We start from the raw sequence: 25,871 nt of genomic DNA, 5'->3' as shown, positions 1-25,871 counted from the left end.
CCTGTCGATAAGGGCGTCTCGGCGACGCCGGGTTCCGGTGCGGCGAGGGGCGGCCGCACGAGACCAACTGGTCAGAGGCAACGGTATTGCGGGACAACGGGTTCGGTGCCGGGCCGAGCGGCTGAATGAGTCATCCGATCGGCCGGAACAACCCGGCGAGTGGCGCGGGTGCCACTGATGCGGCCGGGTGCCGGAGGCGTTCGGGCGAAGTGGGGGATGGGCCGGGCCGGTCGTCGGGGTCTATCGCGTGCGACGGGCACCGGCCCTCGCTGCGGCATGGCGTGGGCTAGATTCTCTCCGGGGTCGCGGCACGGATTCGGGTGTCCGGTCCGTCAGGTGTCCGGGGAGGAAAGTCGTGATTTTGCAGCCGGGGACTCGGTTCGCCGGGTTCACCATCGAGCGGGTGCTCGGTGCGGGCGGAATGGGCACCGTGTACCTGGCGCGGCACCCGCGGATGCCGCGGCGGGTGGCGCTGAAGGTGCTCACCGAGAGTTTCCACGCCGACCGGAGGACGCGCTCGGCCTTCGATCGTGAGGCGCGCCTGGCCGCCGGGCTGGAGCACCCCAACATCGTCTCCGTCTACGACCGCAGTGCCGCGGACGACCCTGCGCTGTGGCTGGCGATGCGCTACATCGACGGCGGCGACGCGGCGGGATTGCTCAGCGGTCAGCCGGACGGGCTCGCGCCGGAGCGGGTGGTGCGGTTGCTCACCGACGCCGCGCACGCGCTGGACTACGCGCACGCGCAAGGGGTCCTGCACCGCGACGTGAAGCCGGCCAACCTGCTCGTCGAGAACGATGCCCGGCACGGGGAACGCGCGGTGCTCACCGATTTCGGGATCGCGCGCACGCTCGACGACACGGTGACGTTGTCCGGTATCGCCGCCACCTTCGCGTACGCGGCACCGGAACGGTTCAGCGACGCGATCGCCGACCACCGTGCCGACGTGTATTCGTTGGGCTGCACCCTCTTTCAGCTGTTGACCGGACAGCATCCGTTCCCGCGCAAGGACCAGGCGGCCGTGATCGGCGCGCACCTGGCCGCCCCACCGCCCGCCCCGCGCGAGCGCCGCCCCGAACTCCCCGCGGCCCTCGACGCCGTCATCGCCACGGCCATGGCGAAGTCACCTCGGGACCGCTACGACAGCTGTACCGCGCTCGCCGAAGCGACCGCTCGAGCTCTCACCCTCAGCGATGATGCGGCGCGTTCGGCACCGACTGCTGCCAATGGTTCTGCGCGGGCGGTACCCGCGCCGGGCGGTGAGGTGGTGGCGGTTGTTCGGCATGGGGCCGATCGAGCGGCGGCGGTTCAGCGGCCGGAGCGGGCACGTTCCGCGACGCCCGGAGGCGCGAAATCCTGGCTGAGGGCGGGAGGTTCGGGGAAGCGGCGGCGGGTCGCGGTGGGCGCCGGGGTACTGGTGACCGGGGTGGGCGTGGTCGCCGGGACGGTGTTCACGGTGCGCGGCGACGACGCCGCGCCTGGCCGGGGGACGGCGACCTCTGTTGTGCGGCAACAGACTACGTCGAGCCCGCCCGCGCCGACCACGACGCTCGCGCCGGCTACCGTCGCTGGGACATCGGTACCGTTGCCCGCGGATGTCCCCTCGCCGGACGACGTCGCGCCGCCCGGCGACACCCTGTCACCCGCACAGCCGGCGCCGCCGGTCCAGCAGCGACCGCAGTCGCAGCAACAACAGGCGCCGCCGGTGGTGCCGCAGACCCGAGTTCACCAGTGGCCCGGGTGAACTCGGGTCAGCCCTAGCCCGCGTTCGACGTGCAGATGGTGTCGAGGATGAAGGCGGGTTTCACGATTTCCAGCAGCGGCGTACCGACGTTCGGGCCGGCGAGCCGCAGCGCGTTGCCCTCCGCCTCGGCCGCGGTGCGGCCCGTGCCCGCGAAATACATGGGCGACGTGCCGAGCGGGGTGCGCCCGTCGACTTCGGCGACCGCGCCGCATTCGTTGTGGATCCGGGCGACGATGTGGCACACCCCGTCACCGCAGGCCGCCAGCGCCGCCTGGTCCGCCTCGTATTGGGTCGGATAGTCGGTGGCCTCACCGACTTTCATGGACGCGACGGCGATGGCGCCGTACAGATCTCCGGCCGCGGTGGCGGTTCCCACACCGCTGCCGAGGATGGCCCATGCGACCGCGGACACGGCCATGACCGCGGCGAATTTACTCGAGACCGTCATTTCCTCATCCCGCGTTCGACGTACAGACGGTGGCCCGGATGAACGGGTCCAGGTGCATCGAACTACCCAGGGCGAGACCCATCATGGTGCCGAACGGAGTGTGCGGCACCTGCGCGAGGGCCATGCGCTCGGCGTCGGCGGCCGTGGCGCCCGTGCCGTAGTAGAACATGGTCAGTGGCCCCCACAGGCCGCGCGAATCGAATTGGGCCGCAGCGCCGCAACTGTCCTTGATCTGCAATTTGACGGTGCAGTACGAGACACCACAGGCGTCCTTGGCGGCCTGGTCCGCGGCCGCCTGGGTCGGATAGTCGGTGACGTAGCCGACCTGATGGTTGCCCACGGCGATCGCACCGTAGAGATTCCCGGCCGCGTGCGCGGGCCCGGCCGCGGCACCGGCGATCGCGCCCGCCAGCGGAATCACCATGGCCAGCGCGGATTTTCGTATCGAAGACATGCAAACAACCCCCGAGGTCGGACATCAAGTACCGGGCGATCATTCCGGTAATCGCGCCGACTGTCCAGCCCGAGTGTGTGCCTCGAATCGCAGGCTCCGGACCGGAGCCTGCGATTCGACCGGTGTCACATCGGATACACGGCGTGTTTACGTGGATTGAATTCCGGCTTGACCGTGGGCTTTTCGCGCAGGAGACGCAGCGCGTGCCGGATCTCCAGACGGGTGCGGGAAGGTTCGATGACGGCATCGATGTACCCGCGCTCGGCGGCGATCCACGGGGTCGCGATCGTCTCGTTGTAGTGGTTGACCATGAATTCGCGCGCGGCGGCCCGCTGTTCCTCCGGCACCGCCGCCAGTTGCCGTTTGCCGATGAGATCGACCGCGCTCTCCGCGCCGATCACCGCGATCCGGGCCGTCGGCCAGGCGAAGCTGATGTCGGCGCCCACCTGCCGGGCCGCCATCATGCCGTAGGCCCCGCCGTAGGACTTGCGCACCACGAGATTGATGATCGGCACGGTGGCCTCGATGATCGCGCGCGGGACCCGCCCGCCCCGGATGATCACGCCGTTGGCCTCCTGCTCGAGGCCGGGCAGCACGCCGGGGGTGTCGACGACGAACACCAGCGGAATGTTGAACGCGTCGCAGAGCCGGATGAAGTAGGTCGACTTGTCCGAGCAGGCGGCATCGATCGAACCACCCAGTACCAGAGGCTGATTGGCGATCACGCCGACCGGCACGCCGTCGACCCGGGCGAAGCCGGTGATCAGGTTCGGCGCGAATGTCGCACGGATCTCGTGGAATTCGCCGTCGTCGAAGATCCGCAGCAGGATCTCGTGCATGTCGTACCCGGTCCGGTCGGAGTCGGGGATGATCGTGTCGAGTTCCCGGTCGCTGGCGGTGATCTCCGGCTCCAGGCCGGGATTCACGATCAGCGGCTGTTCGAGGCAGCTCGTCGGCATGTAGCTCAGGTACTGCCGGGCCCACTCGTAGGCCTGCTCCTCGGTTTCGGTCACGTGATGCAGGGTGCCGCGTTCGGCCTGCACCTTCGCGCCACCGAGCGCCTCGGCGGTGATGTCCTCGCCGTTGACGGCTTTGATCACCTCCGGGCCGGTGACGAACATGTACGAATCCCGGGTGCCGATCAGCACGTCGGTGTTGATCGGCCCGTACACCGAGCCTGCCGCGCACTTGCCGAGAATGATCGAGACCTGCGGGACGTAGCCGGACAGTTTCTCCAGCACCCGGGAGATGTCGCCGAACGAGGCGATCGAGCCCACCGCGTCCTGGATCCGCGCGCCGCCGGAGTCGTTGATGGTCACCACGGGGCAGGCGTTGTCGAACGCGAACTGCAACGCCCGCATGAACTTTCGCGCGGAGGTGATGCCGACCGAGCCGCCGTAGACGGTCTGATCGTGCGCGATCACCACCACCGGACGGCCGCCGATCAGCCCCCGCCCGGTGACCAGTCCGTCGCCGTAGAGCGCGTCCTTCTGATCGGGTTGCCGAGCCAAGGCGCTGGTTTCGATGAACGTTCCGGGGTCGAGCAGCATGTGCACCCGCTGCCGAACGCTGGGAATACTCTTCTTCTCCCGCTTGGCGATACCGGCCTCACCCGCCGGCTCCGCAGCGATCGCCAGGATCTTGACCAACTCATCCAGCTTCGCCTGGGTATCCACCACGCTCGCCGCCACCTTCCTCACCAACTGTCGTGCTGTCGTGCAGACGCGACGTTAAGCGGTGTGGACACCCGCACGGACCATCGGCCCCCATATGCGGGACAGGTCACAGTCGCGGCCCGATTCCTATGGCCTCGCGAACAGTGGGAACGCGGTGTTGTCGGTGGTTATGGGTAGCGTCTGGTGCTGTGGAAACTGGGGAACGTATCCAAGAGCTCGCGGACCGCATCGTGGCGCTGCGCGACGCCTATTACCAAGGTGCGCCGCTGGTCGCGGATGCCGACTACGACGCGATCGAGGACGAATTGCGGGCGCTGATCGAGGCGCACCCCGACCTGGCTCCCGATCCGAACCCGCTGGAGCAGGTCGGCGCGCCCGCGGTGCTGCACGCCCCGATCCGGCATGCGCGGCCGATGCTCTCGCTGGAGAAGGCGACCAAGCCCGAACAGGTGGCGGCGTTCTTCAACCGGTTTCCCGGCCAAGCGGTGGTGGTGATGCCGAAGCTCGACGGGCTGTCCCTGTCGCTGGTCTACACCGACGGGCGTCTGCAGCGGGCCGTGACCCGGGGCGACGGCACCACCGGTGACGATGTGACGATGCTGGTGCGTGCGTTGGTCGACGGCGTGCCCGAGCGGATCGAGGTGCCCGGGCGGGTGGAGGTGCGTGGCGAGGCGGTGATGCTGCGCTCGACCTTCCTCGCCTACAACACGGCTCATCCGGACAAGCCGCTGATCAATCCGCGCAACGCGGCGGCGGGCACGCTGCGGGCCAAGGACCCGGCCACCGTCGCCGAACGACGCTTGCAATTCTTCGGATTCGATCTGGACACCTCCGACGGCGGCGCCGCCGACGACCTGGGGGAGGGCCTGCGCGCACTGGGTGTCGCCGGTGCGCAGATGCGCCTGTGCGCCGACGCTGAGCAGGCGCAGGCCGCGATCACCGCGATCGAGCAGGGCCGCAACGAACTGGACTACGACCTCGACGGCGCGGTGCTGCGACTGGCCGATCGCGAGGCCTACGCCGCGGCCGGCACCCGGTCCAACTCGCCGCGCGGCGCGCTGGCGTTCAAGTTCGCCGCGGAGGAGAAGACCACGGTGCTGCGCGAGGTGATCTGGGACGTCGGCAAGACGGGCAAGATCGTCCCGGTGGCGTGGCTGGAGCCGGTGTTCGTCGGCGGCACCACGGTCACCAAGGCCACGCTGGCCAATCAGGAGGTGATCCGGGCCCGCGACATCAAGGTCGGCGACACCGTGCTGGTGCGGCGCGCGGGCGATGTGATCCCGTTCGTCGCGGGCGTGCTCGACGCCGCGGCCCGCACGGGCGAGGAGCTCGAGATCGTGCCGCCCACCAGCTGCCCGTCCTGTGGGCAACCGGTGACCGAGCAAGGCAACAGTCGAGAGTTGTTCTGCACCAACGTTTCCTGTCCGGCGCAGACGGTGCGCAGGCTGATCCACTGGGCCTCGCGCGCGGCCGCCGACATCGACGCGATCGGGCAGGTGTGGATCGAACGCCTCGCCGAGGCGGGCATTCTGGAGAATCCGTCGGATTTCTACACCCTCACCAAGGAGCGGCTGCTCGAGTTCGATCGCGTCGGCGAGGTCTCGGCCCAGCGCATGATCGATTCGATCGAGACCAGCAGGCAGGTCGGCCTGCGCCGCGCGCTGATCGGGCTGGCGATCCCGATGGCCTCCGACGGCACCGCCGCCCGGTTGGCGCGGGCGGGATTCGGTTCGCTGGAAGAGGTGGCCGACGCGGGCGAGGAACGTCTCGTCGCGGTGGAGGACATCGGGCCGAAGGTCGCCGCGTCCCTGGTCGCGCACCTCACCCGGCTGCGGCCCGAACTGGAGCGGCTGCGCGCGGCGGGCGTCTCCCTGGACGTGCGCGCCGAGGACCTGCCGCCGGTGATCGCGGCGGGCGCGCCGCTGGCGGGCAAGACCGTGGTGATCACCGGCGCGATCAGCGACCCGCGCTCCGGTGAGAAGGTCGCCCGGCCGACGTTCCAACGCCTGTGCGAACAGGCGGGCGCGGCGGCGGCCTCCTCGGTCTCGGCGAACACGGACCTGCTCATCACCGGAGCCGGCGTCGGCGACAGCAAGCTGACCAAGGCGGAGAAGCTAGGGGTCGAGGTGGTCGATCAGGGGAAGATCTGGACCCTGCTGATCGACGCCAAGATCGTCTGACGCCGCACCCGGCGCTGGTCGCCGGGCGCGAATGTTCCATACGGTCGGCGTCGGGGTTCAAGCATTCGGATGCTCGGGTTCATAGGCTGCGAGGTAGCTCGACCGCGTTGTGGAACAACGAGATTCGACATCGTTCCGGGTCGAGCGGGTCGGCGGATCGTGGTCGCCGGCGAGTGAGCCCGAGGAGAACGTGATGGAACTCGACCCCATCGTGCTGGACGTCACCGGTGCCGACATCCAAGGGGAATCGGCACGGATCCGCCGCCACGGGCCCGTCACCCGCGTCGTGCTACCCGGTGGCGTTCCGGTCTGGTCGGTGACCGACGCTTCGGTGATGCGCGGCCTGCTCACCGATGCCCGAGTGTCGAAGGACCCGCGGCAGCACTGGGCCGCGTTCGGCAGGGGCGAGATTCCCGCCGATTGGCCGCTGCGCTCGTGGGTCGCCGTGGACAACATGTTCACCGCCTATGGGGCTGAGCATCGGCGACTGCGCAAGCTGGTGTCCGCGGCGTTCACGCACCGCCGGACGACGCTGATGCGGCCCCGGATCGAAGCGATCGTCGCCGCGCGGCTGGACGACCTCGCGGCGCTCCCGGCCGGGGACGTGGTCGATCTGCGGCAGCACTTCGCCTATCCGGTGCCGATTCGGGTGATCAGCGAATTGATCGGTGTCCCAGAGCATTTGACAGCTCCGCTGCACGCCTGTGTGGACCGGTTCTTCGACACCTCGGGTCCGCGCGAGGATCCGGTCGCCGGCTACCTCGAAATGTCCGGGCTGGTCGGTGAACTCGTCGCCTATCGCCGAGTGCAGCCCGGCGACGACGTCACCACCGTGCTGATCACCACCTACGACGAGGCAGGCACCCGGCTGAGCGAAAAAGAACTCGTCGACACGCTCATGCTGATCATCACCGCGGGGCACGAGACCACCGTGAATCTGCTCGACCAGGCGATCTTCGCGCTGCTGACCCGGCCGTGGCAACTCGCCGACGTGCTCGACGAGCGGGCGAGCTGGGCCGATGTGGTGGAGGAGACCTTGCGTTATCAAGCTCCCCTCGCACATCTGCTGCTGCGCTACGCGGTCGAGGATCTCGACATCGAGGGCACTCGGATCGCGCAGGGCGAGGCGATTCTGGCCTCTTACGCCGCGATCGGCCGCGACCCGAAGGTGCACGGGCCGACGGCCGACGAGTTCGACGTGCACCGTGCCACCAGAGATCGGCATCTCGCCTTCGGGCACGGTGTGCACCACTGTCTCGGTGCGCCGCTGGCCAGGCTGGAGGCGCAGGTGGCCTTGCCCGCGCTGTTCGCCCGCTTCCCGGGTTTGCGCCTCGCCGTCGAGCCGAGCGAATTGGCGCCGGTCGGTAGCTTCATCTCCAACGGGCACGCGCGGTTACCGGTCGCCCTCGGCTCGGCGGCGAGCCGGTTCGTCGGCTCGGATAGCGTTGTCACACAATCGAAGTGAGCGGGTTCACTGCGGGAACTCATCGGCTCGCGCCCACACCCGGTGCTCCGGCAACAGTGCGGTGAGCGCGTCGAAGGCCGAGCCGATGGTGTCCGCCGCCGTCACACCGGCAGAATCCTCGGCGATACCGGCCGAGCGGATCGCGTCGGCGCCCGCCGAGGTGTAGGCGATGGCCTTCAGGTGGCGGTGTGCTTCTTGCAGCAGCAGCGGCAATCGCGGATCCGCGGCGGTGCCCGCGATGAGCAGGGCGTCGAATTCGATGGACCGTGCGGTGTCCAAGGTGCGCGAGATGGGTACCTGCCGTGCGCCCTTGCCGAGTTCGCCACCGTGCGCTGCGATGACCAAGGGCGTCATCGACTGGTCCGCGATCGCGGCGACCGTGCGGGCGAGCTTCGCCGGGTCGGTCGTGTCGTCGGCGAAGACGCCGATGATCCGTCCATCGGTCGGCCACTTGCCGCCGAGTTGTGAGAGTGCGGGCGACACAGTCACTTTGACCTTCTTGCTCGGTTTGCCGTCCAGTGGCAGGCCGAGCCCCTGCGCGACCGTCGCGGCCAGCTGCTCGTCGATCTGGCGCAGGACCGTCACGGCGCGCTGTTTGATCGCCTTCTCATAGCATTTGCCGAGTTCGAAGGTGTAGGCCTTGGCGACATGCGCCTGTTCGATCGGGGTGAGGCTGGCGTAGAAGAGCCGGGCCGAACTGAAGTGATCGTCGAAGCTCCGGGATGCCTCCCGAACCTTCTTTCCCGCAACGGCTTCGGGATATTCGATCAAAGCGGCGTCTTTGTTCCCGGCGAGGAACGGGCAGCCGCCGTCGAGACTGTTGGGCCGGTACGGCGCGACCCCGGAATGTATTGCGGTCTGGTGCATTCCGTCGCGGAACAGATCGTTCGTGCCGACATGCGGCCGATTGATCGGCAGCTGAGCGAAATTGGGGCCGCCGAGGCGGGAGATCTGGGTGTCCAGATAGGAGAACAGGCGACCCTGGAGCAGCGGGTCGTCGGTGTGGTCGATGCCGCGCACGAGGTGGCCGGGGTGGAACGCGACCTGCTCGGTCTGCGCGAAATAGTTGGTCGGGTTGGCGTCGAGCGTCATCGTGCCGATGATCTGCACCGGCGCCAGCTCTTCGGGCACCAGCTTGGTGGGGTCGAGCAGGTCGATGCCTTCGAAGGTCTGTTCTTCGGTGTCCGGAAAGACCTGCACCCCGAGATCCCAGCGGGGGTAGGCGCCGGACTCGATGGCGTCGGCGAGATCGCGCCGGTGCATGTCCGGATCGACGCCGGCGGCGATCTGCGCTTCCTCCCAGAGCAGCGAATGCACGCCGAGCGCGGGCTTCCAGTGGAACTTCACCAGCACCGTCTTGCCGCGCGCGTTGATGAGCCGGAACGTGTGGACGCCGAAGCCCTCCATCATCCGGTACGAGCGCGGGATGCCGCGGTCGGACATGTTCCACAGGGTGTGCGCGGTGGCCTCGGTGTGCAGGGTGACGAAGTCCCAGAAGGTGTCGTGGGCGCTCTGCGCCTGCGGGATCTCCCGGTCCGGATGCGGTTTGCCCGCGTGGATGATGTCGGGGAATTTGATCCCGTCCTGGATGAAGAACACCGGGATGTTGTTGCCGACCAGGTCGAATACGCCCTCGTCGGTGTAGAACTTGGTGGCGAATCCGCGGGTGTCGCGCACCGTGTCGGCCGACCCGCGCGAACCGAGCACGGTCGAGAAGCGCACGAAAACCGTTGTCTGCTTGTCCTTTTCGAAAACCGACGCACAGCAGATCTTGGCCGCGGCGCCGTTGGCGGTGAACACGCCGTGCGCGGCCGCGCCCCTGGCGTGTACGACCCGTTCCGGTATCCGCTCGTGGTCGAAGTGGGTGATCTTTTCGCGCAGATGGTGGTCTTGCAGAAGCACCGGTCCGCGGGGACCCGCCTTCAGGGAGTGGTCCGTATCGGTGAGCCGGGCGCCCTGCGCGGTGGTCAGGAAGGCGCCCTGCTGGCCTGCGGCGCGGACAGGCTCATCGACCGCCGCGCCGGTAGGCGTGCTGGGCCGGGGCGCCGCCTGGTCGGGTTTCGGCGGGAGCGGTTCGCGGGGCTGGGTGGGTTCGGCCACCGTGGGTGCGGCACTGGCCGGCGCGCCCGGGGCGACAGGCTGCGGTTTCGGCTTCGAACGTCGGGTGGAACCGGGCATTCGTGGACACCTCCTACGGTCGGACAGTGAGGAACTCTCGCGACCGCTATGCCCGGCTGCTCAGTAAGCAAACAGTCTCGTTGCGGTGGGGAAGATCGCGCGGCGTTGCCGGTCGTCGGCGCTAACCTGGTGTCATGACCGGAATCGGCTCGATTCCGCATCCCCGCACGTGATCTCGGGGCCGAGACCGCACGGCGGACATCGACACCACCCAGGACACGACGACATGAGCCAGTGCCATTCCACCGCGGTGATCGCCCTGCAGGCGGCGATCATCGGGTACGACACCGACCGAACTCCGACGAGCCTGCACGAGCTGAAGCGCGCGGTCGCGGGCGCCCGCGCGGCGGGCGTCAACGTATCGGCGGTGCTGGCGGCCACGGTCACGGTGCTGTGCACCGAGGAGGAGCTGCGCCGGATCGCCGACGCGGCGTGAGACGTGCCCGCGCGGCATCACTCGCTCGGGGCCAGCGGATGGGTCGCGGGTCCTTCGAGCACGGTTCCGTCCGGGGCGAATCGGGAGCCGTGCAGCGGGCAGTCCCAAGACTTTTCAGCGTCGTTCCACTGCACGACGCCGTACAGATGCGGGCAGATCGCCGAGACCGCGGTGGTCTTGCCGTCCACCGTGCAGGTGCCCACCGGCCGCAGACCTGCGCGGCGCACCTGGCCGTGACCTTCGGCGGGTATGTCGCCGTCGCCGTGCAACTCCGCGCGGGCCCAGCCGCTCGCCATGGCCAGGCCGACGCCGCCGTTGGTCTTGAACGCCGTGGTCAGTCCGGTGAGTTCCCGCGGCCGCCACGCTTCGAGGGTCCGCGCCCATTCAGGTGGCCTGCCGCACGCCCGGCCGGCGATCGCCAGCGCGGCGGCGACGCCGTTGGTCATGCCCCACTTCGAGTAACCGGTGGCCACGAGGATGTGCTCGTTGCCCGGCACCAGGGGGCCTACGTAGGGCAGTCCGTCTATCGGCGAGTAGTCCTGTGCCGACCAGCTGTGCGTCAATTCCGCTGCGGGCCAGTAGGTTCGCGTCCATTCGAGGAGATCGTCGAGTTGCGCCCGGGTCCGGTGCTCCCGCCCGACCACGTGTCCGTTGCCGCCGACCAGCAGCAGTTCGCCCTCGGGCCGCGGCGCATAGCGCAGCGAACGGGTCGGTGCGTCCGCGGACAGATACATGCCGTGCGGAATCGGCTCCGGCACCCGGAACGCCAACGCGTAGGACCGATTCGGTTCCAGCCGGGCGAAGAACCCACCGCGGTCCAGGATCGGTGTACCGGTTGCGAGAACGATTGTGCCGGCGTGAATCTCGCCGTGCTCGGTACGAACGGTGTCGCCGCTGACAGTCAGCACCCGGGTGTTCTCCACGATCACCGCGCCCTGCCGCTCGGCCTCGTCGGCCAATCCGTGCAGCACCGCCATCGGATCGAATTGGGCTTGGTCGTCCACACGGACCGCGCCGTAGGTGGGGAACGGCAGATCCAGTTCCTCGGCCCAGTGCGCGTCGAGTCCCGCTGTGCGACAAGCCGCGAGCTCCGCTTCGATCTGCGCGGTGCTCGCGCGGGTGCTCGCATAGGTGAAGGCGGGCGCATGCTGGGTGGCGATGCCGCGGCCGGCGCAGAAATCCAACAGCCAGCGCTGGCCCTGTCGATTGGCCTCGACGTAGGCGCACAGCGTGTCGGCGGCATGCTTCTTCGCGATGCTGGAGAGGTGGGTGCCCTGGAGCAGACTCAGTTTGGCCGTGGTGTTGCCGGTCGCGGCCGCACCGAGGGTGCGGGCCTCCAGCAGGGCGACCGAGTCACCGCCGCGAGCCAGCAGTAGTGCGGTGCTCACGCCGGTGAGACCGCCACCGACCACCACATGATCGAACCACCGTCCCGGTTCGAACGTCGAATACGTCCTGACGGGCACGTTGTCTAGCCATAAGGAGGTCACGTCGGCCGATTGCCCGGGCCCCGCCCGTCGAAACGCCCGCCCGCGGACCGGCGTTCATGAACTGCCGCGCGACCGTTTGCGGTGGCTGGTATCGCAGAGGGGGTAGTTCTTCGAGCGTTTGCACAGGCACAGTGCGACCTGGAAGCGATCGCATTCGATGCGGGTGCCGTCGGTCGTGACGATCTCGACCGGGCCCTCGATCAACGCCGGGCCGTCGTCGGTGAAAGTTATTCGCCGCCGGTCACTTTCGGGTCTTGTCGGCACGGATCACCACCAATTCCTCGTCCTGCTGTCCCGGCTGGATCATGCCCTGTTCGACGAGGTGTCCGGTGCATCGATGCATCACCGGTCCGAACGGGATCGTCGCGCGGGCGACAACGGCCGCCTTCAAGCCGCCGTGGCGCAGCTGGGTGATGGTCAGGTCCGGGTCGGCGACCGTCGAGTGCACGATCAACGCGGTGCCGTCCGGGGCGAGCAGGTCCGGGGTGCGGGCGCAGAGCCGGTCGAGGAACGAACGCCCGTCCGCCCCCGCATTCCAGGCCCGCGCCCGGCCGCGGACCGGCCGCTCGCACGGGGCCGGGACATACGGGGGATTGGCCAGCAGCAGATCGAATTCCCGGTTCGCCAAGGCGGTTTCGAAATCGCCGCGCAGGATCTCGACGTCGATGCCGTGCAGCCGGCAATTGAGCCAGGTGGACATGCTCGCCGCGCGGGAGATATCGATCGCGGTGACCGCGGCCGCGCCGGCCAGGCCCGCGCGGACCGCCAGCGCGCCGGTGCCGCTACAGACATCCACCACCCGGCCCCCCGGTGGCAGCGCGGCATCGGCCAGCGCGGTGGCGAGGAGCCAGGTATCGGTCTGTGGCCGGTAGACACCGGGCGTGCGTATCAACATCACCTGTACGCGATGCCCGCTCGTCGGCGAGTCAATCATGATCACCGCGAGGAAAGCGGCTCACGTAACGAGGTGCGGTCCTGACGCCACGCGCCGAGCACGTGCTCGCCGAAGCGATCCTCGAGCAAATTGGTCACCTGGATGCCGAGGACCACCGATTCCCGAAGCTCCGGTTCCTGCGCGAGCAGGTCGGTGATCGCCTCGCGCATCACCTGCTCGTGCACGGCGTCGGCTTCGACGTGCTCGTTGTAGAACAGCGCGCAGGCGGGATCGGAATCCCAGCGGCCCAGCGCCTGTGCCATGCGGCGGGCACCCGGCGGGGAAGTGATCTCGACGGTGGCGAAGTGTCCCATCAGAGCGCCGCGCCAGGCGCGATGCAGACCGAAGAGCGACATCATGTCGACCAGCGCGAGCATCGGAGCGGGCACGATGTCGAAGTAGTGCAGATAGCGCGGATCGAGTCCGGCGCCGGCCAGCAGGTCGGCGTAGAGCCGGGCGTGCACCCGTTCGCCGCGACCGCCGCCGAATTCGTCGAACTCCACCGCGACCAGCGACGCTTTGGCTTGACCACGCAGCCTGGGGATCGCCCACGCGTACGGGTCGGCCTCTTTGTGGTGGTAGATCGAGCGATGCACGAAGTACTCGCGCAGCTGCCACGGTTCGCCTTCGTCGCGCAGAAACGCACTCACGCCAGTCTCCTCGGCGGGGACCGCCAGCAAGGTCTCCAGCTCGGCTTCCAGATCGGTGCCGCCGGGTACATCGTCGCGCAGCGCACGCAGATACTGCCGTTCCATCGCCGCGCGCAGCGTGAGCAACCCGGGATCCCATTCCCACCCGGTGTCGACTGCGCCGAAGCCCTGGTAGTGCAGCTCGTAGCAGGTGTGCAAGGCCAGCTGGAAGTCCTCGCCGTACGGGTCGAGATCGGGCAGGGCGGGGACGGCGCTGCCCGGTTCCCGCGCCAACGTCTCGATGACGGCGGCGGACAACTCACCGCGGGGTGCGGGCACAACGCCGACCTCGGTGACAGAAGAGGAAGTCATGCGCTGGACGTACCCAGGATCCGATTTCCGACGCACGCAACACCAGAGCGAACCCCTTGCGGCACGCCCGGTCCCTTCGCTCAACCCGGCGCGACGACCGTGCCGCTGCTAGGGCAGGACCTTTCGGAGCCACTGCAGCGCGGTGTCGGCGACGGTGTGCCAGCCGCTGTCGACGACGAGGGAGTGGCCGCGGTCGTCGAAGCGCTGGTAGTCGGTGACCGCCTGGGTGTGCCGGTAGCGCTTGACGGCGGCGCGGGTGAGGACATCGGGGATGGTGTGGTCGAGCTTGCCGGAGAGCAACAGCAACGGCCCGCGGGCGTCGTTGCGGACATCGACGGCGGCGGGGGAGTTCGGGATGAAGTTCGCGTACGCGAGCTGGAACAACGGCCGGGCCGGGCTGGGCATGGACCACTTCGCGTGCAGGGCGTCCGACTCCGCCGGGGACACGGCGTTGCCGAAGCAGAAGCGGAACTGCTTGGCGGACAGCGAGACTGCGCGTTTGACGTTGTCCGGGTTGCCCAGCACCGGCAGCACGGCCCGGCCCTGGGTGAGGCTGAGCGCTTTGACGCCGCGGATCTGTCCGGGGGAGATGGCGACCGCCGCGGCGCCCAAGCCCTGGCCCAGCAGATGCTGCACGACCCAGCCGCCCATCGAATGGCCGATCAGGACGGGCGGGCGCGGCAACCCGCGAACGACCTCGGCGTAGGCCGCGGAGATCTCGGCGATGCCGACGCCGGCCTGGCGCTCCGGTACCGCGCGAGCCGCCGAGACGGTATCGGGCACCCCCGGCCATTCCGGCATGATCGGGTCGAATCCGGCATCGGCGAAGCACTGTGCCCAGTCCTGCCAGCTCGTCGCGTGCAGCCACAACCCGTGCACGAAAACCACCGGTATGCGCTCTGTCATCTCGTCTGCCTCCGTTGAATCGGGGTCCAGTACCGTCGAGTCAATCTGGTAATCCAGATATTCCAATTACAGCAAACAATTGGTAAATCTGCCAGCGATTGGGAACTGGACGGTCGATCAGGGGTCCGACGCCGGTGGGGCTGGTGCGGGTTTCAGGGTTGTCCCGGATGGCAGGGGTGGTGAGGAGCGGCATACTCGATTAGTCGATATCGACTATATGAGTATGCGGAGACGCCCTATGTCAGCCCGAACATCTTCGAAACCCACGCGCGCCCAGCGACATCCGTCGCGGTCCGCGCGAAACATGCTGGTGGCCTTCATGACTGTGGCGGTCGCGGCAATGGTGCTACCCCCGGTCTTTCCCGCGACGCTGGCAGCGGCACGCGTCCCGATGTGGGGGCTGCTCATCGCGGTAGCCGGTGGTCTCGTCGTGCTGGTGACCGCCGAACGCGCCGTGCCGCGCCGCATCCTGCTCGGCGGCGGCTGGTTGCTGGTCGTCTCCGTGGTGCTGCAAGCGTTCGTCGTCGGCGACCTGGTCGCGATGTTCGCCACCTGGCTCGCGGTGCCGATTCTGGCTACGCTGGCCGGGCAACTGCGCCCGAAACCGCGCAAAGCTCTTGTCGCAGCGCATATCGTCGCGGCGTGCTGCTGGGTCGGCATCGCGGTGACCATCTCCGCCATGGCGGTGGTGGCGATGACGACGCGCGACATCCACACCAGTCGTGTCACCTATGAACTGATGGCCGTCTTCGACCTGACCCTGCTGCCCTGGGCGAATTTCGCCACCTTTCTCACCGGCTTGGCGGTGGGCCTGACGACGAGCTGGGGCCTGTTCCGTTACTACTGGGTAGCCGCCAAACTGGCCATCGCGGTGGGAATCCTGTTCGTGGCGTTCGGATTTCTGCATGATGCGCTGGAACACGCGGCGGCGCGCGCGGCGCAGCTGGCCGAGACCGGCGGCAGCCCTGCGGAACTCGGTACGTCCGCAATGGTGGCGTTCTGGGGGTTCGGTGGCTCGACACTCAGTCTGGTTGCGGCAGTGCTGTTGTCGCTGTACAAGCCCGGTGGCAAGACCCGCCGCGGCCGCCGGGTCCTGACCGGGCGCAAGCAGCCGGTCGTTCCGGCGGTGCTCGCCGATCGACGCGAAATCGCCGACGGCACAATCGCGCTGACGGTGTGCGGCGAGGACCGGACACTGCCGGAGTGGACGCCGGGCGCGCACATCGATCTCGTGTTGCCGTCTGGCCGGGTTCGTCAGTACTCGCTCTACGGTGATCCGGCTGATACGGCGAGTTACCGAGTGGCCGTCTTGCACGAACCCGATGGGCGCGGCGGATCGAAGGAGATCCATGACCTGCCGGTGGGCGCACGCATCGGTATTCGCGGACCGCGCAACAACTTTCCGCTGATCGACGCACCCGCGTATCTGTTCGTCGCCGGCGGTATCGGCATCACACCGTTCCTGCCCATGATCCGGCGTCTGCACGGTGCCGGCAGCGAATGGCGACTGGTCTATCGCGGGCGATCACTCCCGACGATGGCGTTCGGCAAGGCGCTGCTGCGCCAGTACCCGGACCGTGTGACGCTGCTGCCCGCTGACACGCACGCGCGCCCGGATCTCGACGATCTGCTCCGGCGGACACCCGCGGCAGCCGCGGTCTACTGCTGTGGTCCCGAAGATCTGCTCGCCGCAATGGAATCCGCCGTCGCCCGGCATCCGTACGTCACGCTGCACACCGAGCGCTTCGCCGCGAGCAATCGGGGCGACGGCCAGACGAACACGGTGTTCGAGGCCGAGCTACGCCGCTCGGGCGTGGTGGTGCCGGTGCCCCCTGACCGGACCCTGCTCGCGGCGATTCAGGCCGTCGATCCCACCGTCGATCTGTCCTGTGCGGACGGCGTGTGCGGCAGCTGCGCGACGCGGGTACTGGCCGGTGTCCCCGACCATCGCGACGATGTCCTGCAGGCCGATGAGCGCGACCGGGTCGATATCATCTACCCCTGTGTGTCCCGCGCGCGAGGGGATCGACTCGTGCTCGACGTCTAGGAGGAGGGTCCCGTGGCAATCCGGCGGGACCCACTGCACAACCCGCTCGCGCTGGTCGTGCTCGCCTACCTCATGGAACGGCCGATGCACCCGTACGAGGTCGGCAAACTGCTGAAGGGGCGCAACGCGGATCGCAGCGTCGAGTTCAAACACGCCTCGCTGTACATGGTGTTCGACCAGCTGACCCGGGCCGGTTACCTGACGGCCGAGCACACCGAGCGGGCCGGGCAGCGCCCCGAACGCACGATCTACCGGCCCACCGAAGCCGGCCAGGAACGCTTGCGCGCGCGGATGCGGGAGATGGTCGCGGTGCCCGCCAAGGAGTTCCGGCAGTTCGAGGCGGCCCTGTCGCTGATCGTGGTGCTGCCCCCGGCCGACGTCGCCGCTCTGCTGGACCAACGGGACCGCGCGCTGGCGGAACAGGCCGAGCAGCTACGGGCGGTCCTGGCCTCGGCCGGCGAGATCGACCAGGTTTTCGTGATCGAGTGCCACTACCGGCTCGAGCTGATCGACGCCGAACAGCGCTTCGTGGCACGTTTTCGCGATCTCATCGAGCACGACCCGGCCGCGCTGGGCGAATTCTGGCCGCGGCTGCACGCGCGGTGACGGCATGACCGTGGCCGAGGCTGCGGTTAATGTCGGGGGATGAGTCCGCAGCCGCTTGTCCTGCCGTCCGCCGAGTGGTCCGAGTGGCTCGCCGACTATGTCGACGACGGCCTCACGACGGTGGCGCGGACGCTGACACGTTTGAAGGACGGGGCCCCGCGTGACACCGCCGAGGTGCTCGGCCTGTGGAACGACGCGGATATCGCGTTGCGTGGTGTCGACGCGGCCGCCGGCTTGTTCGTCGAAGTCCACCCCGACGGTGACGTGCGCGGTCTCGCCGAGGAACTCGTGCAGCGGATCGATCGCACCCGGACCGATCGCGGGCTGGATCGTGCGCTCTACGACGTCGTCGCGGCCACCGACCCGGCGGGGCTGGACGCGGTGGCGCGCCGCATGCGCGAACACGTGCTGCGCGACTTCCGCCGCACCGGCGTGGACCGGGACGAACCGACGCGGGCACGGCTGCGCAGCATCGCCGAGCGGCTCACCGTGCTCACGCAGGACTTCGGGCGAGCGATCCGCGACGACGTCCGCTCTATCCGGCTGACGCCCGAGCGACTCGACGGCCTGCCCGCCGATTTCGTCGCCGCGCATCCGGTCGCCGCGGACGGACTGGTCACCGTCACCACCGACTACCCGGACTACCGCCCGTTCCGGTCGTTCGCCGGCGATGCCGCCGCCCGGCGCGAGCTGACGGTCGAATTCGAAAGCCGCGGTTGGCCGGTCAACGACGAGGTGCTGCACGAAATGCTCGAGCTGCGCGACGAACAGGCCCGCCTGCTCGGCTTCGACAGCTGGCCCGACTACGACGCCGACGTCAAGATGATCGGCACCGGCGCGGCCATCGCGGATTTCATCGAGCGGATCTCCGCGGCGGCCGCGGCCGCGGGCCGGCGCGACCTCGCGACGTTGCTCGCGCGCCGCCGGCGCGACGATCCGGCGACGACCATCGATCGGTCCGAGGTCGGCTACTACACCGAGCTGATCCGGCGCGAGCAGTACGACGTGGACGCCCGCGAGGTCCGCCGCTACTTCGATTTCACCCGGGTGCGCGACGGCCTGCTCGATGTCACCGGTCAGCTGTTCGGCCTGGAATATCGGCCGGTCGAGGTAGCGTCCTGGCATGCGGACGTCACCGCGTACGACGTCTACGCCGACGGTGCGCGCTGCGGACGGATCTACCTCGACCTGCACCCGCGCGCCGGAAAGTACAAGCACGCGGCGCAATTCGAGCTCGTCGGCGGGATCGCCGCCCGGCTGCTGCCCGAAGGCGTGCTGGTGTGCAACTTCTCCCGCGGGTTGATGGAACACCACGAGGTTGTCACGCTGTTCCACGAATTCGGGCACCTTCTGCATCATGTGCTTGCCGGACAACAGGATTGGGCACGGTTCTCCGGCGTGGCCACCGAGTGGGACTTCGTCGAGGCGCCGTCCCAGATGCTCGAGGAATGGGCCTGGGATCCCACGATTCTGGGCCGGTTCGCGGTCGACGAAGACGGGGCCGCGATCCCCGCCGAGCTGGTGCGGCGGATGCGCGCCGCAACCGACTTCGGCAAGGGCATCCAGATCCAGACCCAGGTCGGCTACACCGCGGTGTCGTATCTGCTGCACCGCGATCGGCCCGCCGACCACACCACGGCCGTCCGGCACGCGATGGAACGCCACGGCCTGATCGCCGTGCTGCCCGGCACCCATTTCCAGGCGTCGTTCGGCCATCTCGCGGGTTACACGTCCGCCTACTACACCTATCTCTGGAGCCTGGTCATCGCGAAGGACCTGTTCGCCGAATTCGAGCCCGCCGACCTACTCGATCCCGCGGTGGCGCGCCGCTACCGCGACCGCGTCCTCGCCCCCGGCGGATCCAAGGACGCGGCCGATCTGGTGGCCGACTTCCTCGGCCGCCCCTTCACCTTCGACGCCTTCGCGACCTGGCTCGACCACGCCCCCGACTCGCCCGCACCCACCCCCTGAGTCACCTAGTCTGACCAGCATGACTGTCGAATTGAAGTTGAGCGTCGTCATGCTCGGGGTGGCCGATGTGGACCGGGCCAAAAAGTTCTATGTCGAGGGCCTGGGCTGCACGGTCGAGCAGGAGTTCCCGGGGTTCGTCCGGTGCGGGCTCGGCGCCGGGTCGTCGTCGTTGGCGCTGTACGAATGGGACGTCGTCGCCGCGGACGCGGGTGTGCCCGCCGCGGGCACCGGCTTCCGCGGCACCTCGTTCCACTTTCTCGCCGCATCCCGGGCGGAGGTGGACGAAGTCATCCGTGCGGCGACCGCCGCGGGCGGCACCGTGACGAAGGCGGCCGCCGCCACCGACTGGGGCGGCTACGACGGTCACTTCAGCGACCCTGACGGTCACCTCTGGAAGGTCGCCACCGCGGACTGAACGACAGCGCTGTCAGAGCGAGTCGAGGGCGGTGGCGGGGACGCCGTAGGGCAGGAAGCGGACGCGGCGGCGTTCGTCGGTGTTGTCGCGGTGGGCGCGCAGGGCCTCGAGTTCGCTCGGGAACACCTGCTCGACCCGGGCCTCGCCCGCGTCGTTGATGCTGTAGATGACCCAGACGCCGCTGCCGGTCTCGCCGGTGGTCTCGCTCTCCGGCTTCGCCGCGCGCGGGCGCTCCGGCTGGACGAACTGGCCGAGCAGCGACGCCAGCGTGTTCACTCCGGCGCGGTCGACGTACTGACCGGCTTTGCCGAGCAGGTCGCGGATCTCGATTCCCGCCTCCCGCAGCGCGCGTTCGAAATCTTCCGGATCGATCCCAAAAGGCCTCTCGGCTGCCATCACATCGCTCCTCGGGACGAATACGGTATTCGTCTTCAGTGTCCTCGCGGAACCGGGACTTCGCCACGTCCCCCCACGCGGCCGGGTGAATCAGGCGCTCAGCGGGGCGGCGGTCACCGCGTAGCCCAGGTTGGTCAGCACCTCGGTGGTCGCCTTGGCGAAGTTCAACGTGATGAAGTGCAGGCAGGGTGCGCCCTCGTCGATGAGTCGCTGGGCGAGTTCGGTGGCGAGTTCGATCCCGACCTCACGAACCGCGGCGCGGTTCTCCTCGGGGCCGGTGCCCGCCGCCCGGAGCAGTCGCGCCATGATCGGCTCGGGCAGCGCGCGACCACTGAGTTCCTCCGCCCGCGCCACGGTGCGCAGCGACGTGACGGGCATCAGCTCGGGAATGATCGGCTTGGCCCCCTGCTCCGGATCGGCGGCCGCGAGGCGGTCGCGCAGACGCAGGTAATGGTCGACCTCGAAGAACATCTGGGTGATCGAATAATCCGCTCCGGCACGGAGTTTCGCGGCCAGGAACGCGGTGTCGGTGTCCAGGTCGGGGGAGCGGTGGTGCAGCTGCGGGAACGAGGCGACCCCGACGTTGAAGTCGCCGAGATCCCGCACGATCCGCACCAGTTCCTCGGCGTACTCGACTCCCTCGGGATGTTTGTGCCATTCGCCGAGCGGATCGCCCGGCGGGTCGCCACGCAGCACCAGAATGTTGCGGATGCCGTAGTCGGCGTAGGAGCCGACCAGCGCGCGCAGTTCGGCGATGCTGTGCCCGACCGCTGTCAGATGCGCCACCGGCAGCAAGGTGGTCTCCTGCGCCAGCGCGCCGGTGATCCGCGCGGTCCGGTCCTTGGTCGAACCGCCCGCGCCGTAGGTCATCGAGACGAACGCCGGATGCATGCGCTCGAATTCGCGAACCGCGCGCCACAGTCGCGCTTCCCCCGCGGCGTCGCGGGGCGGATTGAACTCCACCGAGAACGGCACCCGCTGCCGCGAGTGCAGGCGCAAGCTCTGCACGACCGACGGCACGCCGCGCACCGCGGGTGCGATGCGAGCGGGAAAACTCTTGTGAGGGTTCAGCATTGATGAACTCCGTGGTAGCGCCCTGTGGCCACCACCCATAATGGGCGAAACGCTGACGGAGCCCTCGAAGCATCAATCCCGTGCCCGGGTCCACTCGGCGTTACGCCCGATCCACGAGGCGACGACCGCCGGATACGGCGTACCCGGCACAATCGGCAGGTCTTCGGACTCATGGGCGCGCCCATTCACCGTTGCGGGACAGTCCCGGATTCGCACCGGGTTCCCTCTCGTCCGGGTTCGCGTGAACGCGGCCCGAACTCGACACCGGCCGGTGGATCAGGGGCTCCTCGACTCCACCTCCGGCGAACCAGTTGTGCTCGCGAATATAAGCGACGACCTCGAGGCGCGCCAAGCGCGCCCGGCCCCACCCACTCCGATTTCTACTTTCGCGACCCCGGTGACCTGGGAGGTCTACCGTAGAGACCAGCAATATTGATCTCTCAGGAGGCTCGTCCCATGACGAGAAAAGTAGCCGACTGCCGTAGGTTCCCCAGCGAAACGAACTGCACGCTCACCATCGCCGGTGAGGAAGACGAAGTCGTGCGAGCCGCCAGCGAGCACGCGATCTCCGTGCATCGGCACGAAGACGGACCGGAGCTGCGCGCGCAGATCCGTGCGTCGCTCGAAGACGAGAAGGTCACCACCTAGATCGTCGGCACCGGCGTCTGGTGGACCGCGGCATTCGGGCCGCGGTGGCGCCGACCGGCGGAGTTTCGACAGCGCGTGCCGCGTGACGGCGATGCGTAGGGTGGACAGTGCGGAACTTGGGAGGTGCCGAGGCGACCGTTCGGGGGTTGATCGGATGGTGAGGCAATGACGAGCACGAGGTTCGACGGCCGGGACATCCCGGCGATCGAGGAATTCCTGCGGGTGGTGACCGCCCCCGGCTTCGCCGGGCCCGCCCCGGATATGGCGGCCGTCCGCCTGGTGCGTACGGTGCTCGAGCATCAGCGCAGCGTTGAGGCGACGACCGTCGCGCTGGGCCTGACCGACCCCGCGGCCGAGTATCTGGCGGCCTGCGTCGACGCCGTCCTGCCCGTCGCCGAACTGCCCGTGCCGGAGCCCGCAATGGTCAGCGCGGCGGCGGATTCGGTGCGGTTGGGGGTGGCGTACATGAAGGCGAACCTGCGTGAAGAGGTCGGGATCGCCGATATCGCCGCGGCCGGGTTCGTGTCGGTGCGATCCATGCAACTGGCCTTCCAGCAGGAATTGCACACCACTCCGATGGCCTATCTGCGCGGCCTGCGACTGCGCGGGGCCCATCAGGAACTCGACAGTTGCGTGCCCGCCGACGGCGCGACGGTCACCGGCATCGCCATCGGCTGGGGTTTCGCGAACTCCGGTCGCTTCGCCGCGTCCTACCGCCGGATCTACGGTCGATCCCCGCACACCACCCTGAACAACTGAGCACATTTCTCCATGGTTGCGCTCGGCCGGCCGCGGCCGCGGGTGGCGGCGAACCGGGTGCGCGGTTCGCCGCCGCGGCATCGGGGTGTCAATCGTCGCGGAACTGTTCGAGACGGTGCGACAGCTGCTCCGCGAAGCACTCCTCCCACGCCGTCGACTCGGGTCGATCGAGCACGGCACGCGCTCGCCGACGCGGCTCGGGGCGCGCGGTGGACGCCGGGTGCGGGTTGCTGTCCGGCCGGGATTGCAGCGCCAAAAGCTTTACGCTCCAGCGGATATAGTCCTCGACGCGCATGCCCGCGCAGTCGGCCGCCGCGCTGAGGTCGCGCCACTGGCCCTTTTTCACCCGCACGGTGATCTCTTTGGTCTTCATACCTACCGTCCCGATCGTCTTTCCCACCGTAAGCCCCGTTGCACGGCGTTCAAACATGCTGTGGCCGCGACTATCTGGTTGCGCTCGACGTCAATCGCCATCCGGCAGTGCGCTTTCGCGCAGCTGAGTGAGCGTCTTGGTGAGGATGCGCGAGATCTGCATCTGGGAGACGCCGAGCCGTTCGGCGATCTGGATCTGGGTCTGTCCGCGGAAGAACCGCAGATGCAGGACCAGCCGTTCGCGGGCCGGAAGTTCGTCCAGCAGCGGTGCGATGGCGAGCGCGTCGTCGGTCAGCTGATAGCCCGGATCCTCCGCGCCGAGCAGGTCGGCCGCGCTCGGCGCGTAGTCGTTGTCGCTGTCGTGCGCCGAGGTGTCGAGCGGATCGCTGGTGTAGGCGTTGGCGGCGAGCATCGCCTGGGTCACCTCGAGCAGATCGACGTCGAGTTCGACGGCGAGTTCGAGGGCGGTGGGCATCCGAGACAGCCGGTGACAGAGTCTTTCCACCGCGGGCGTGAGCATCAGCTGAATTTCTTTGGTGCGCCGTGGAACTCGCACCGACCAGCCGAAATCGCGGAAGTGGCGGCGGACTTCGCCCATGATCGTCGGGACGGCGAAGGCGAGGAACGGTGTCGCGCGGGCCGGGTCGTAGCGGTCCACGGCGGCGACGAGTCCCAGGCTCGCGACTTGGAACAGGTCGTCGTAGTTCTCGCCGCGGCCGGTGTATCGCCGGGCGATGTGCTCGGCCAGCGGTAGGCACCGCCGCAGGATCTCGGCGCGCAGCCGCTCGTACTCGGGCGAGCCGCCGGGCAAGTCCGCCAGTTCTGCCAGCACTGGCTCGATGCCATCGTAGGAATCGTTTCCGCGGGCGCGACGTGGGCGAGTTCGGCGGGCGGCGGCAGGAGACTGGATGGTCATGGGGAACCTTCCGTATGCGACGAGTTCGCCGTGAGGCACTGCTCCTGGTTGAACGCCCTCATTCGACACGTCGCTCAGTTCAGCGTCCCAGTCACCGAGGGGTGGCGTCTGTCCCGATAACGAAGTCTTGCCGTAGCGCCAGCCGAAAAACGAAAAACCGACGCATGGGCCGCTGCGGATCGACCGCAGGCTGCGGGCCGGTGGCGTCGCGTAACACGTTGCTCGCCAGCGCGATTCAGTTCATATAGGCGAGGGGCAGGACTGCGCGATGAGGGAACTGTTACTGATCTGGTGGTGGTCGCGATCGCACCGTCGACACGCGCGAGAGCTGGCTCGGCAATCCAGGCTTCCGTTGGTCCGCCCGATACTCGGGGCGGCGGCGGCCTTGGCGCTGGTCTTCGGAGGCATCGTCGCGTTCAGTTTCGAGGCCGCGCCAGGCCGAGATCCTGGACAGCGAGAGTGGACGATCTGTAAGCCCGTGGTCATACGGCCTTTGCCGCCGTCGACGGAAACGATCATCCCGTGTGCCGGTGCCGACGCGCGCCTGCGGTAATTCGGTTGCCTGCGATCGGCGGTCGTGGGTGAAATACCCGGCATGGTCACCCAGGTGCGCCCGGCACCGCGATCCGTCCGGATCGGCGCTCTCGTTCCCCGCACCCGGCCCGGCTGGGTCGAAGCCGGCGCACACCTGCTCGCCGGGCTGGAGCTGGCGATCGAGGACATCAATATCGCGGGTGGGATCCTCGGGCGACCGCTCGAACTGGTGGTCCGCGATACCGCGGCGGATCCGCGGCGGGCCGTCGCGGCCGTCGACGAACTCGCTCGCCTCGACGTGGCGGCCCTGGCCGGGGAATATCACAGCGTGGTCGCGCGTGCCGCGGCCGCTCGAGCCGACGCGCTCGGCCTGCCGTTTCTGTGCTCGTCCGCGGTTCTCGACGAACTCGTCGAGCAGCCGACCGACCGGGTCGCGCGGCTGGCCCCACCTCAATCTCTCGGCTGGCAGACCTACGCGGACTTCCTGGTCCGCGCAGGCCGCGACCGCATCGCGGTAGCCATTCAACCCAGCGTCTACTGGGCTGCGGGGACGCGGATTCTGCGGGAGTCCTTCGCGTCCCGCGGCGGTGCCGTGCTCGAGTTCGATGCCCGAGTGCACACCCCGGCGGCACTCTGCGACGCGCTGATCGAGCAGGGCGCGACCGCCCTGCTCCTGTTGGTCGGCCACCCGGACCCGGCCGTGCCGATCGTCGAAGCGGTCCGGCGTGATTCGCGCCTGGACGACATTCTGCTCGGCGCCCCGGCCGGGCAGCCGGAGTTCCCTGAATGGACGAAGGCGCTGGGTGCCGCCGGAGCCGGAATTCCGTTCCTGCGCTACCTGCCGGAGCGGCTCAGCGTCCTCGGCGATCGAGTCGAGCCCCGCTTGCGTGCGCGGTTGGGCGTCGCACCCTTGTTCGTCGCTTTGGAGGGCTACGACACGATCACCGTCCTCGCCGAGGTGCTGCGCACGCCCGGTGCCGAGGTCGCGGCGTCGTGGGCTCGCGTGGCCGTCGAAGGCACCCGCGGGTCGATCCGCTTCGCGCGCGTACCCGGCCTGAATGTCTGGCAGTGGGCGGGTGCGCCGATCCAGGTCGTCGATCGGGACCCGGCCAGACCGGAGCGTTTCCGCGTCCTGCACACCCACCCCGCCGAGTAGCCGGGGCGATCCGAAGCAGCCGCACCCCTTCCGAGTCCCCGCACCCGCTGCGCCAGGCGGGGTGC

24 protein-coding genes and 1 riboswitch are annotated in these 25,871 nt (G+C 68.6%); of the genes, 11 read left to right on the top strand and 13 right to left on the bottom strand.

Going from position 1 to position 25,871, the window contains the following annotated elements:
• Positions 1 to 355: 355 nt before the first annotated feature.
• Positions 356 to 1,744 carry a serine/threonine-protein kinase gene (locus O3I_RS42830; RefSeq protein ID WP_014985205.1) on the top strand — a complete coding sequence of 463 codons (1,389 nt, stop codon included), beginning with the start codon at positions 356 to 358 and terminating at the stop codon, positions 1,742 to 1,744.
• A 13-nt stretch (positions 1,745 to 1,757) separates the two neighbouring features.
• Here the strand turns inward: O3I_RS42830 and O3I_RS42825 are convergent, their stop codons facing one another.
• The 3 genes from O3I_RS42825 to O3I_RS22115 all read right to left on the bottom strand — a co-directional run bounded on the left by O3I_RS42825 (position 1,758) and on the right by O3I_RS22115 (position 4,325).
• A complete protein-coding gene (locus O3I_RS42825; RefSeq protein ID WP_014985204.1) occupies positions 1,758 to 2,192 on the bottom strand; it encodes a DUF4189 domain-containing protein in 435 nt (144 codons plus the stop codon).
• A gap of 4 nt (positions 2,193 to 2,196) precedes the next feature.
• Positions 2,197 to 2,646: a DUF4189 domain-containing protein gene (locus O3I_RS22120; RefSeq protein ID WP_081594070.1), complete on the bottom strand. Its 450-nt coding sequence runs from the start codon at positions 2,644 to 2,646 to the stop codon at positions 2,197 to 2,199.
• 125 nt (positions 2,647 to 2,771) lie between these two features.
• A complete protein-coding gene (locus tag O3I_RS22115; RefSeq protein ID WP_148282701.1) occupies positions 2,772 to 4,325 on the bottom strand; it encodes an acyl-CoA carboxylase subunit beta in 1,554 nt (517 codons plus the stop codon).
• A 185-nt stretch (positions 4,326 to 4,510) separates the two neighbouring features.
• On the opposite strand from O3I_RS22115, the gene ligA reads away from it, so the two are divergent.
• Both ligA and O3I_RS22105 read left to right on the top strand, forming a co-directional pair.
• On the top strand, positions 4,511 to 6,502 hold the full coding sequence (ligA, locus tag O3I_RS22110; RefSeq protein WP_014985201.1) for an NAD-dependent DNA ligase LigA: 1,992 nt from the start codon (positions 4,511 to 4,513) through the stop codon (positions 6,500 to 6,502).
• 193 nt (positions 6,503 to 6,695) lie between these two features.
• Positions 6,696 to 7,967: a cytochrome P450 family protein gene (locus O3I_RS22105; RefSeq protein ID WP_051066998.1), complete on the top strand. Its 1,272-nt coding sequence runs from the start codon at positions 6,696 to 6,698 to the stop codon at positions 7,965 to 7,967.
• A gap of 6 nt (positions 7,968 to 7,973) precedes the next feature.
• Here the strand turns inward: O3I_RS22105 and O3I_RS22100 are convergent, their stop codons facing one another.
• Positions 7,974 to 10,145: a catalase gene (locus O3I_RS22100; protein ID WP_014985199.1), complete on the bottom strand. Its 2,172-nt coding sequence runs from the start codon at positions 10,143 to 10,145 to the stop codon at positions 7,974 to 7,976.
• 226 nt (positions 10,146 to 10,371) lie between these two features.
• Here O3I_RS22100 and O3I_RS22095 point away from each other — a divergent pair, with 226 nt between their 5' ends.
• A complete protein-coding gene (locus O3I_RS22095; protein WP_014985198.1) occupies positions 10,372 to 10,581 on the top strand; it encodes a hypothetical protein in 210 nt (69 codons plus the stop codon).
• A 17-nt stretch (positions 10,582 to 10,598) separates the two neighbouring features.
• On the opposite strand, the gene O3I_RS22090 is transcribed toward O3I_RS22095, so the two are convergent.
• From O3I_RS22090 to O3I_RS22070, 5 genes are all read right to left on the bottom strand, one after another.
• Positions 10,599 to 12,047: an FAD-dependent oxidoreductase gene (locus tag O3I_RS22090; RefSeq protein ID WP_014985197.1), complete on the bottom strand. Its 1,449-nt coding sequence runs from the start codon at positions 12,045 to 12,047 to the stop codon at positions 10,599 to 10,601.
• 78 nt (positions 12,048 to 12,125) lie between these two features.
• Complete coding sequence (locus O3I_RS22085) at positions 12,126 to 12,335, bottom strand: CDGSH iron-sulfur domain-containing protein (protein ID WP_081594069.1); 210 nt, start codon at positions 12,333 to 12,335, stop codon at positions 12,126 to 12,128.
• Entirely contained in the window at positions 12,313 to 12,966 is a 654-nt protein-coding gene (locus O3I_RS22080; protein WP_041564147.1) for a HemK2/MTQ2 family protein methyltransferase, read from the bottom strand. Before O3I_RS22080 ends, O3I_RS22085 begins: the two co-directional genes overlap by 23 nt.
• Positions 12,967 to 13,007: 41 nt before the next feature.
• Complete coding sequence (locus O3I_RS22075) at positions 13,008 to 14,006, bottom strand: iron-containing redox enzyme family protein (RefSeq protein WP_014985194.1); 999 nt, start codon at positions 14,004 to 14,006, stop codon at positions 13,008 to 13,010.
• 108 nt (positions 14,007 to 14,114) lie between these two features.
• Positions 14,115 to 14,912 (bottom strand): alpha/beta hydrolase, encoded by a 798-nt coding sequence (locus O3I_RS22070; RefSeq protein ID WP_041564146.1) that lies wholly within the window; start codon positions 14,910 to 14,912, stop codon positions 14,115 to 14,117.
• 319 nt (positions 14,913 to 15,231) lie between these two features.
• On the opposite strand from O3I_RS22070, the gene O3I_RS46400 reads away from it, so the two are divergent.
• Genes O3I_RS46400 through O3I_RS22050 form a run of 4 tightly spaced genes read left to right on the top strand, consistent with a single transcriptional unit; the run spans position 15,232 to position 19,951 of the window.
• A complete protein-coding gene (locus O3I_RS46400; protein WP_237748110.1) occupies positions 15,232 to 16,959 on the top strand; it encodes a PDR/VanB family oxidoreductase in 1,728 nt (575 codons plus the stop codon).
• A 12-nt stretch (positions 16,960 to 16,971) separates the two neighbouring features.
• Entirely contained in the window at positions 16,972 to 17,565 is a 594-nt protein-coding gene (locus tag O3I_RS22060) for a PadR family transcriptional regulator (RefSeq protein WP_014985191.1), read from the top strand.
• 39 nt (positions 17,566 to 17,604) lie between these two features.
• The gene (locus O3I_RS22055; RefSeq protein ID WP_014985190.1) at positions 17,605 to 19,536 is read left to right on the top strand and encodes a M3 family metallopeptidase; all 1,932 of its coding nucleotides are present in this window, start codon (positions 17,605 to 17,607) and stop codon (positions 19,534 to 19,536) included.
• 19 nt (positions 19,537 to 19,555) lie between these two features.
• Positions 19,556 to 19,951 carry a VOC family protein gene (locus O3I_RS22050; RefSeq protein ID WP_014985189.1) on the top strand — a complete coding sequence of 132 codons (396 nt, stop codon included), beginning with the start codon at positions 19,556 to 19,558 and terminating at the stop codon, positions 19,949 to 19,951.
• A 12-nt stretch (positions 19,952 to 19,963) separates the two neighbouring features.
• Here the strand turns inward: O3I_RS22050 and O3I_RS22045 are convergent, their stop codons facing one another.
• Positions 19,964 to 20,347 (bottom strand): hypothetical protein, encoded by a 384-nt coding sequence (locus O3I_RS22045; protein ID WP_014985188.1) that lies wholly within the window; start codon positions 20,345 to 20,347, stop codon positions 19,964 to 19,966.
• Positions 20,348 to 20,437: 90 nt separating this feature from the next.
• Complete coding sequence (locus O3I_RS22040) at positions 20,438 to 21,421, bottom strand: methylenetetrahydrofolate reductase (protein WP_014985187.1); 984 nt, start codon at positions 21,419 to 21,421, stop codon at positions 20,438 to 20,440.
• Between the two features lie 137 nt (positions 21,422 to 21,558).
• Positions 21,559 to 21,693, bottom strand: a riboswitch (cobalamin riboswitch).
• A gap of 184 nt (positions 21,694 to 21,877) precedes the next feature.
• On the opposite strand from O3I_RS22040, the gene O3I_RS22030 reads away from it, so the two are divergent.
• Together O3I_RS22030 and O3I_RS22025 are read left to right on the top strand one after the other, a co-directional pair.
• Entirely contained in the window at positions 21,878 to 22,069 is a 192-nt protein-coding gene (locus O3I_RS22030; protein WP_014985186.1) for a DUF1059 domain-containing protein, read from the top strand.
• 165 nt (positions 22,070 to 22,234) lie between these two features.
• Positions 22,235 to 22,828: a helix-turn-helix transcriptional regulator gene (locus O3I_RS22025; protein ID WP_014985185.1), complete on the top strand. Its 594-nt coding sequence runs from the start codon at positions 22,235 to 22,237 to the stop codon at positions 22,826 to 22,828.
• Between the two features lie 88 nt (positions 22,829 to 22,916).
• On the opposite strand, the gene O3I_RS22020 is transcribed toward O3I_RS22025, so the two are convergent.
• Both O3I_RS22020 and O3I_RS22015 read right to left on the bottom strand, forming a co-directional pair.
• Positions 22,917 to 23,228, bottom strand: coding sequence for a hypothetical protein (locus O3I_RS22020; protein ID WP_148282700.1), 312 nt, complete (start codon positions 23,226 to 23,228; stop codon positions 22,917 to 22,919).
• Between the two features lie 63 nt (positions 23,229 to 23,291).
• Positions 23,292 to 24,116: an RNA polymerase sigma factor SigF gene (locus tag O3I_RS22015; RefSeq protein ID WP_051066720.1), complete on the bottom strand. Its 825-nt coding sequence runs from the start codon at positions 24,114 to 24,116 to the stop codon at positions 23,292 to 23,294.
• A 577-nt stretch (positions 24,117 to 24,693) separates the two neighbouring features.
• Here O3I_RS22015 and O3I_RS22010 point away from each other — a divergent pair.
• Positions 24,694 to 25,806, top strand: coding sequence for an ABC transporter substrate-binding protein (locus O3I_RS22010; RefSeq protein ID WP_202804862.1), 1,113 nt, complete (start codon positions 24,694 to 24,696; stop codon positions 25,804 to 25,806).
• The last annotated feature ends 65 nt before the right edge of the window (positions 25,807 to 25,871 follow it).

Origin of the sequence: Nocardia brasiliensis ATCC 700358 (assembly GCF_000250675.2) — a bacterium.
Taxonomy (GTDB): domain Bacteria; phylum Actinomycetota; class Actinomycetes; order Mycobacteriales; family Mycobacteriaceae; genus Nocardia; species Nocardia brasiliensis_B.
Note: the sequence above shows the minus strand (reverse complement) of the source record. Positions and strands in the feature narration are given on the sequence as shown.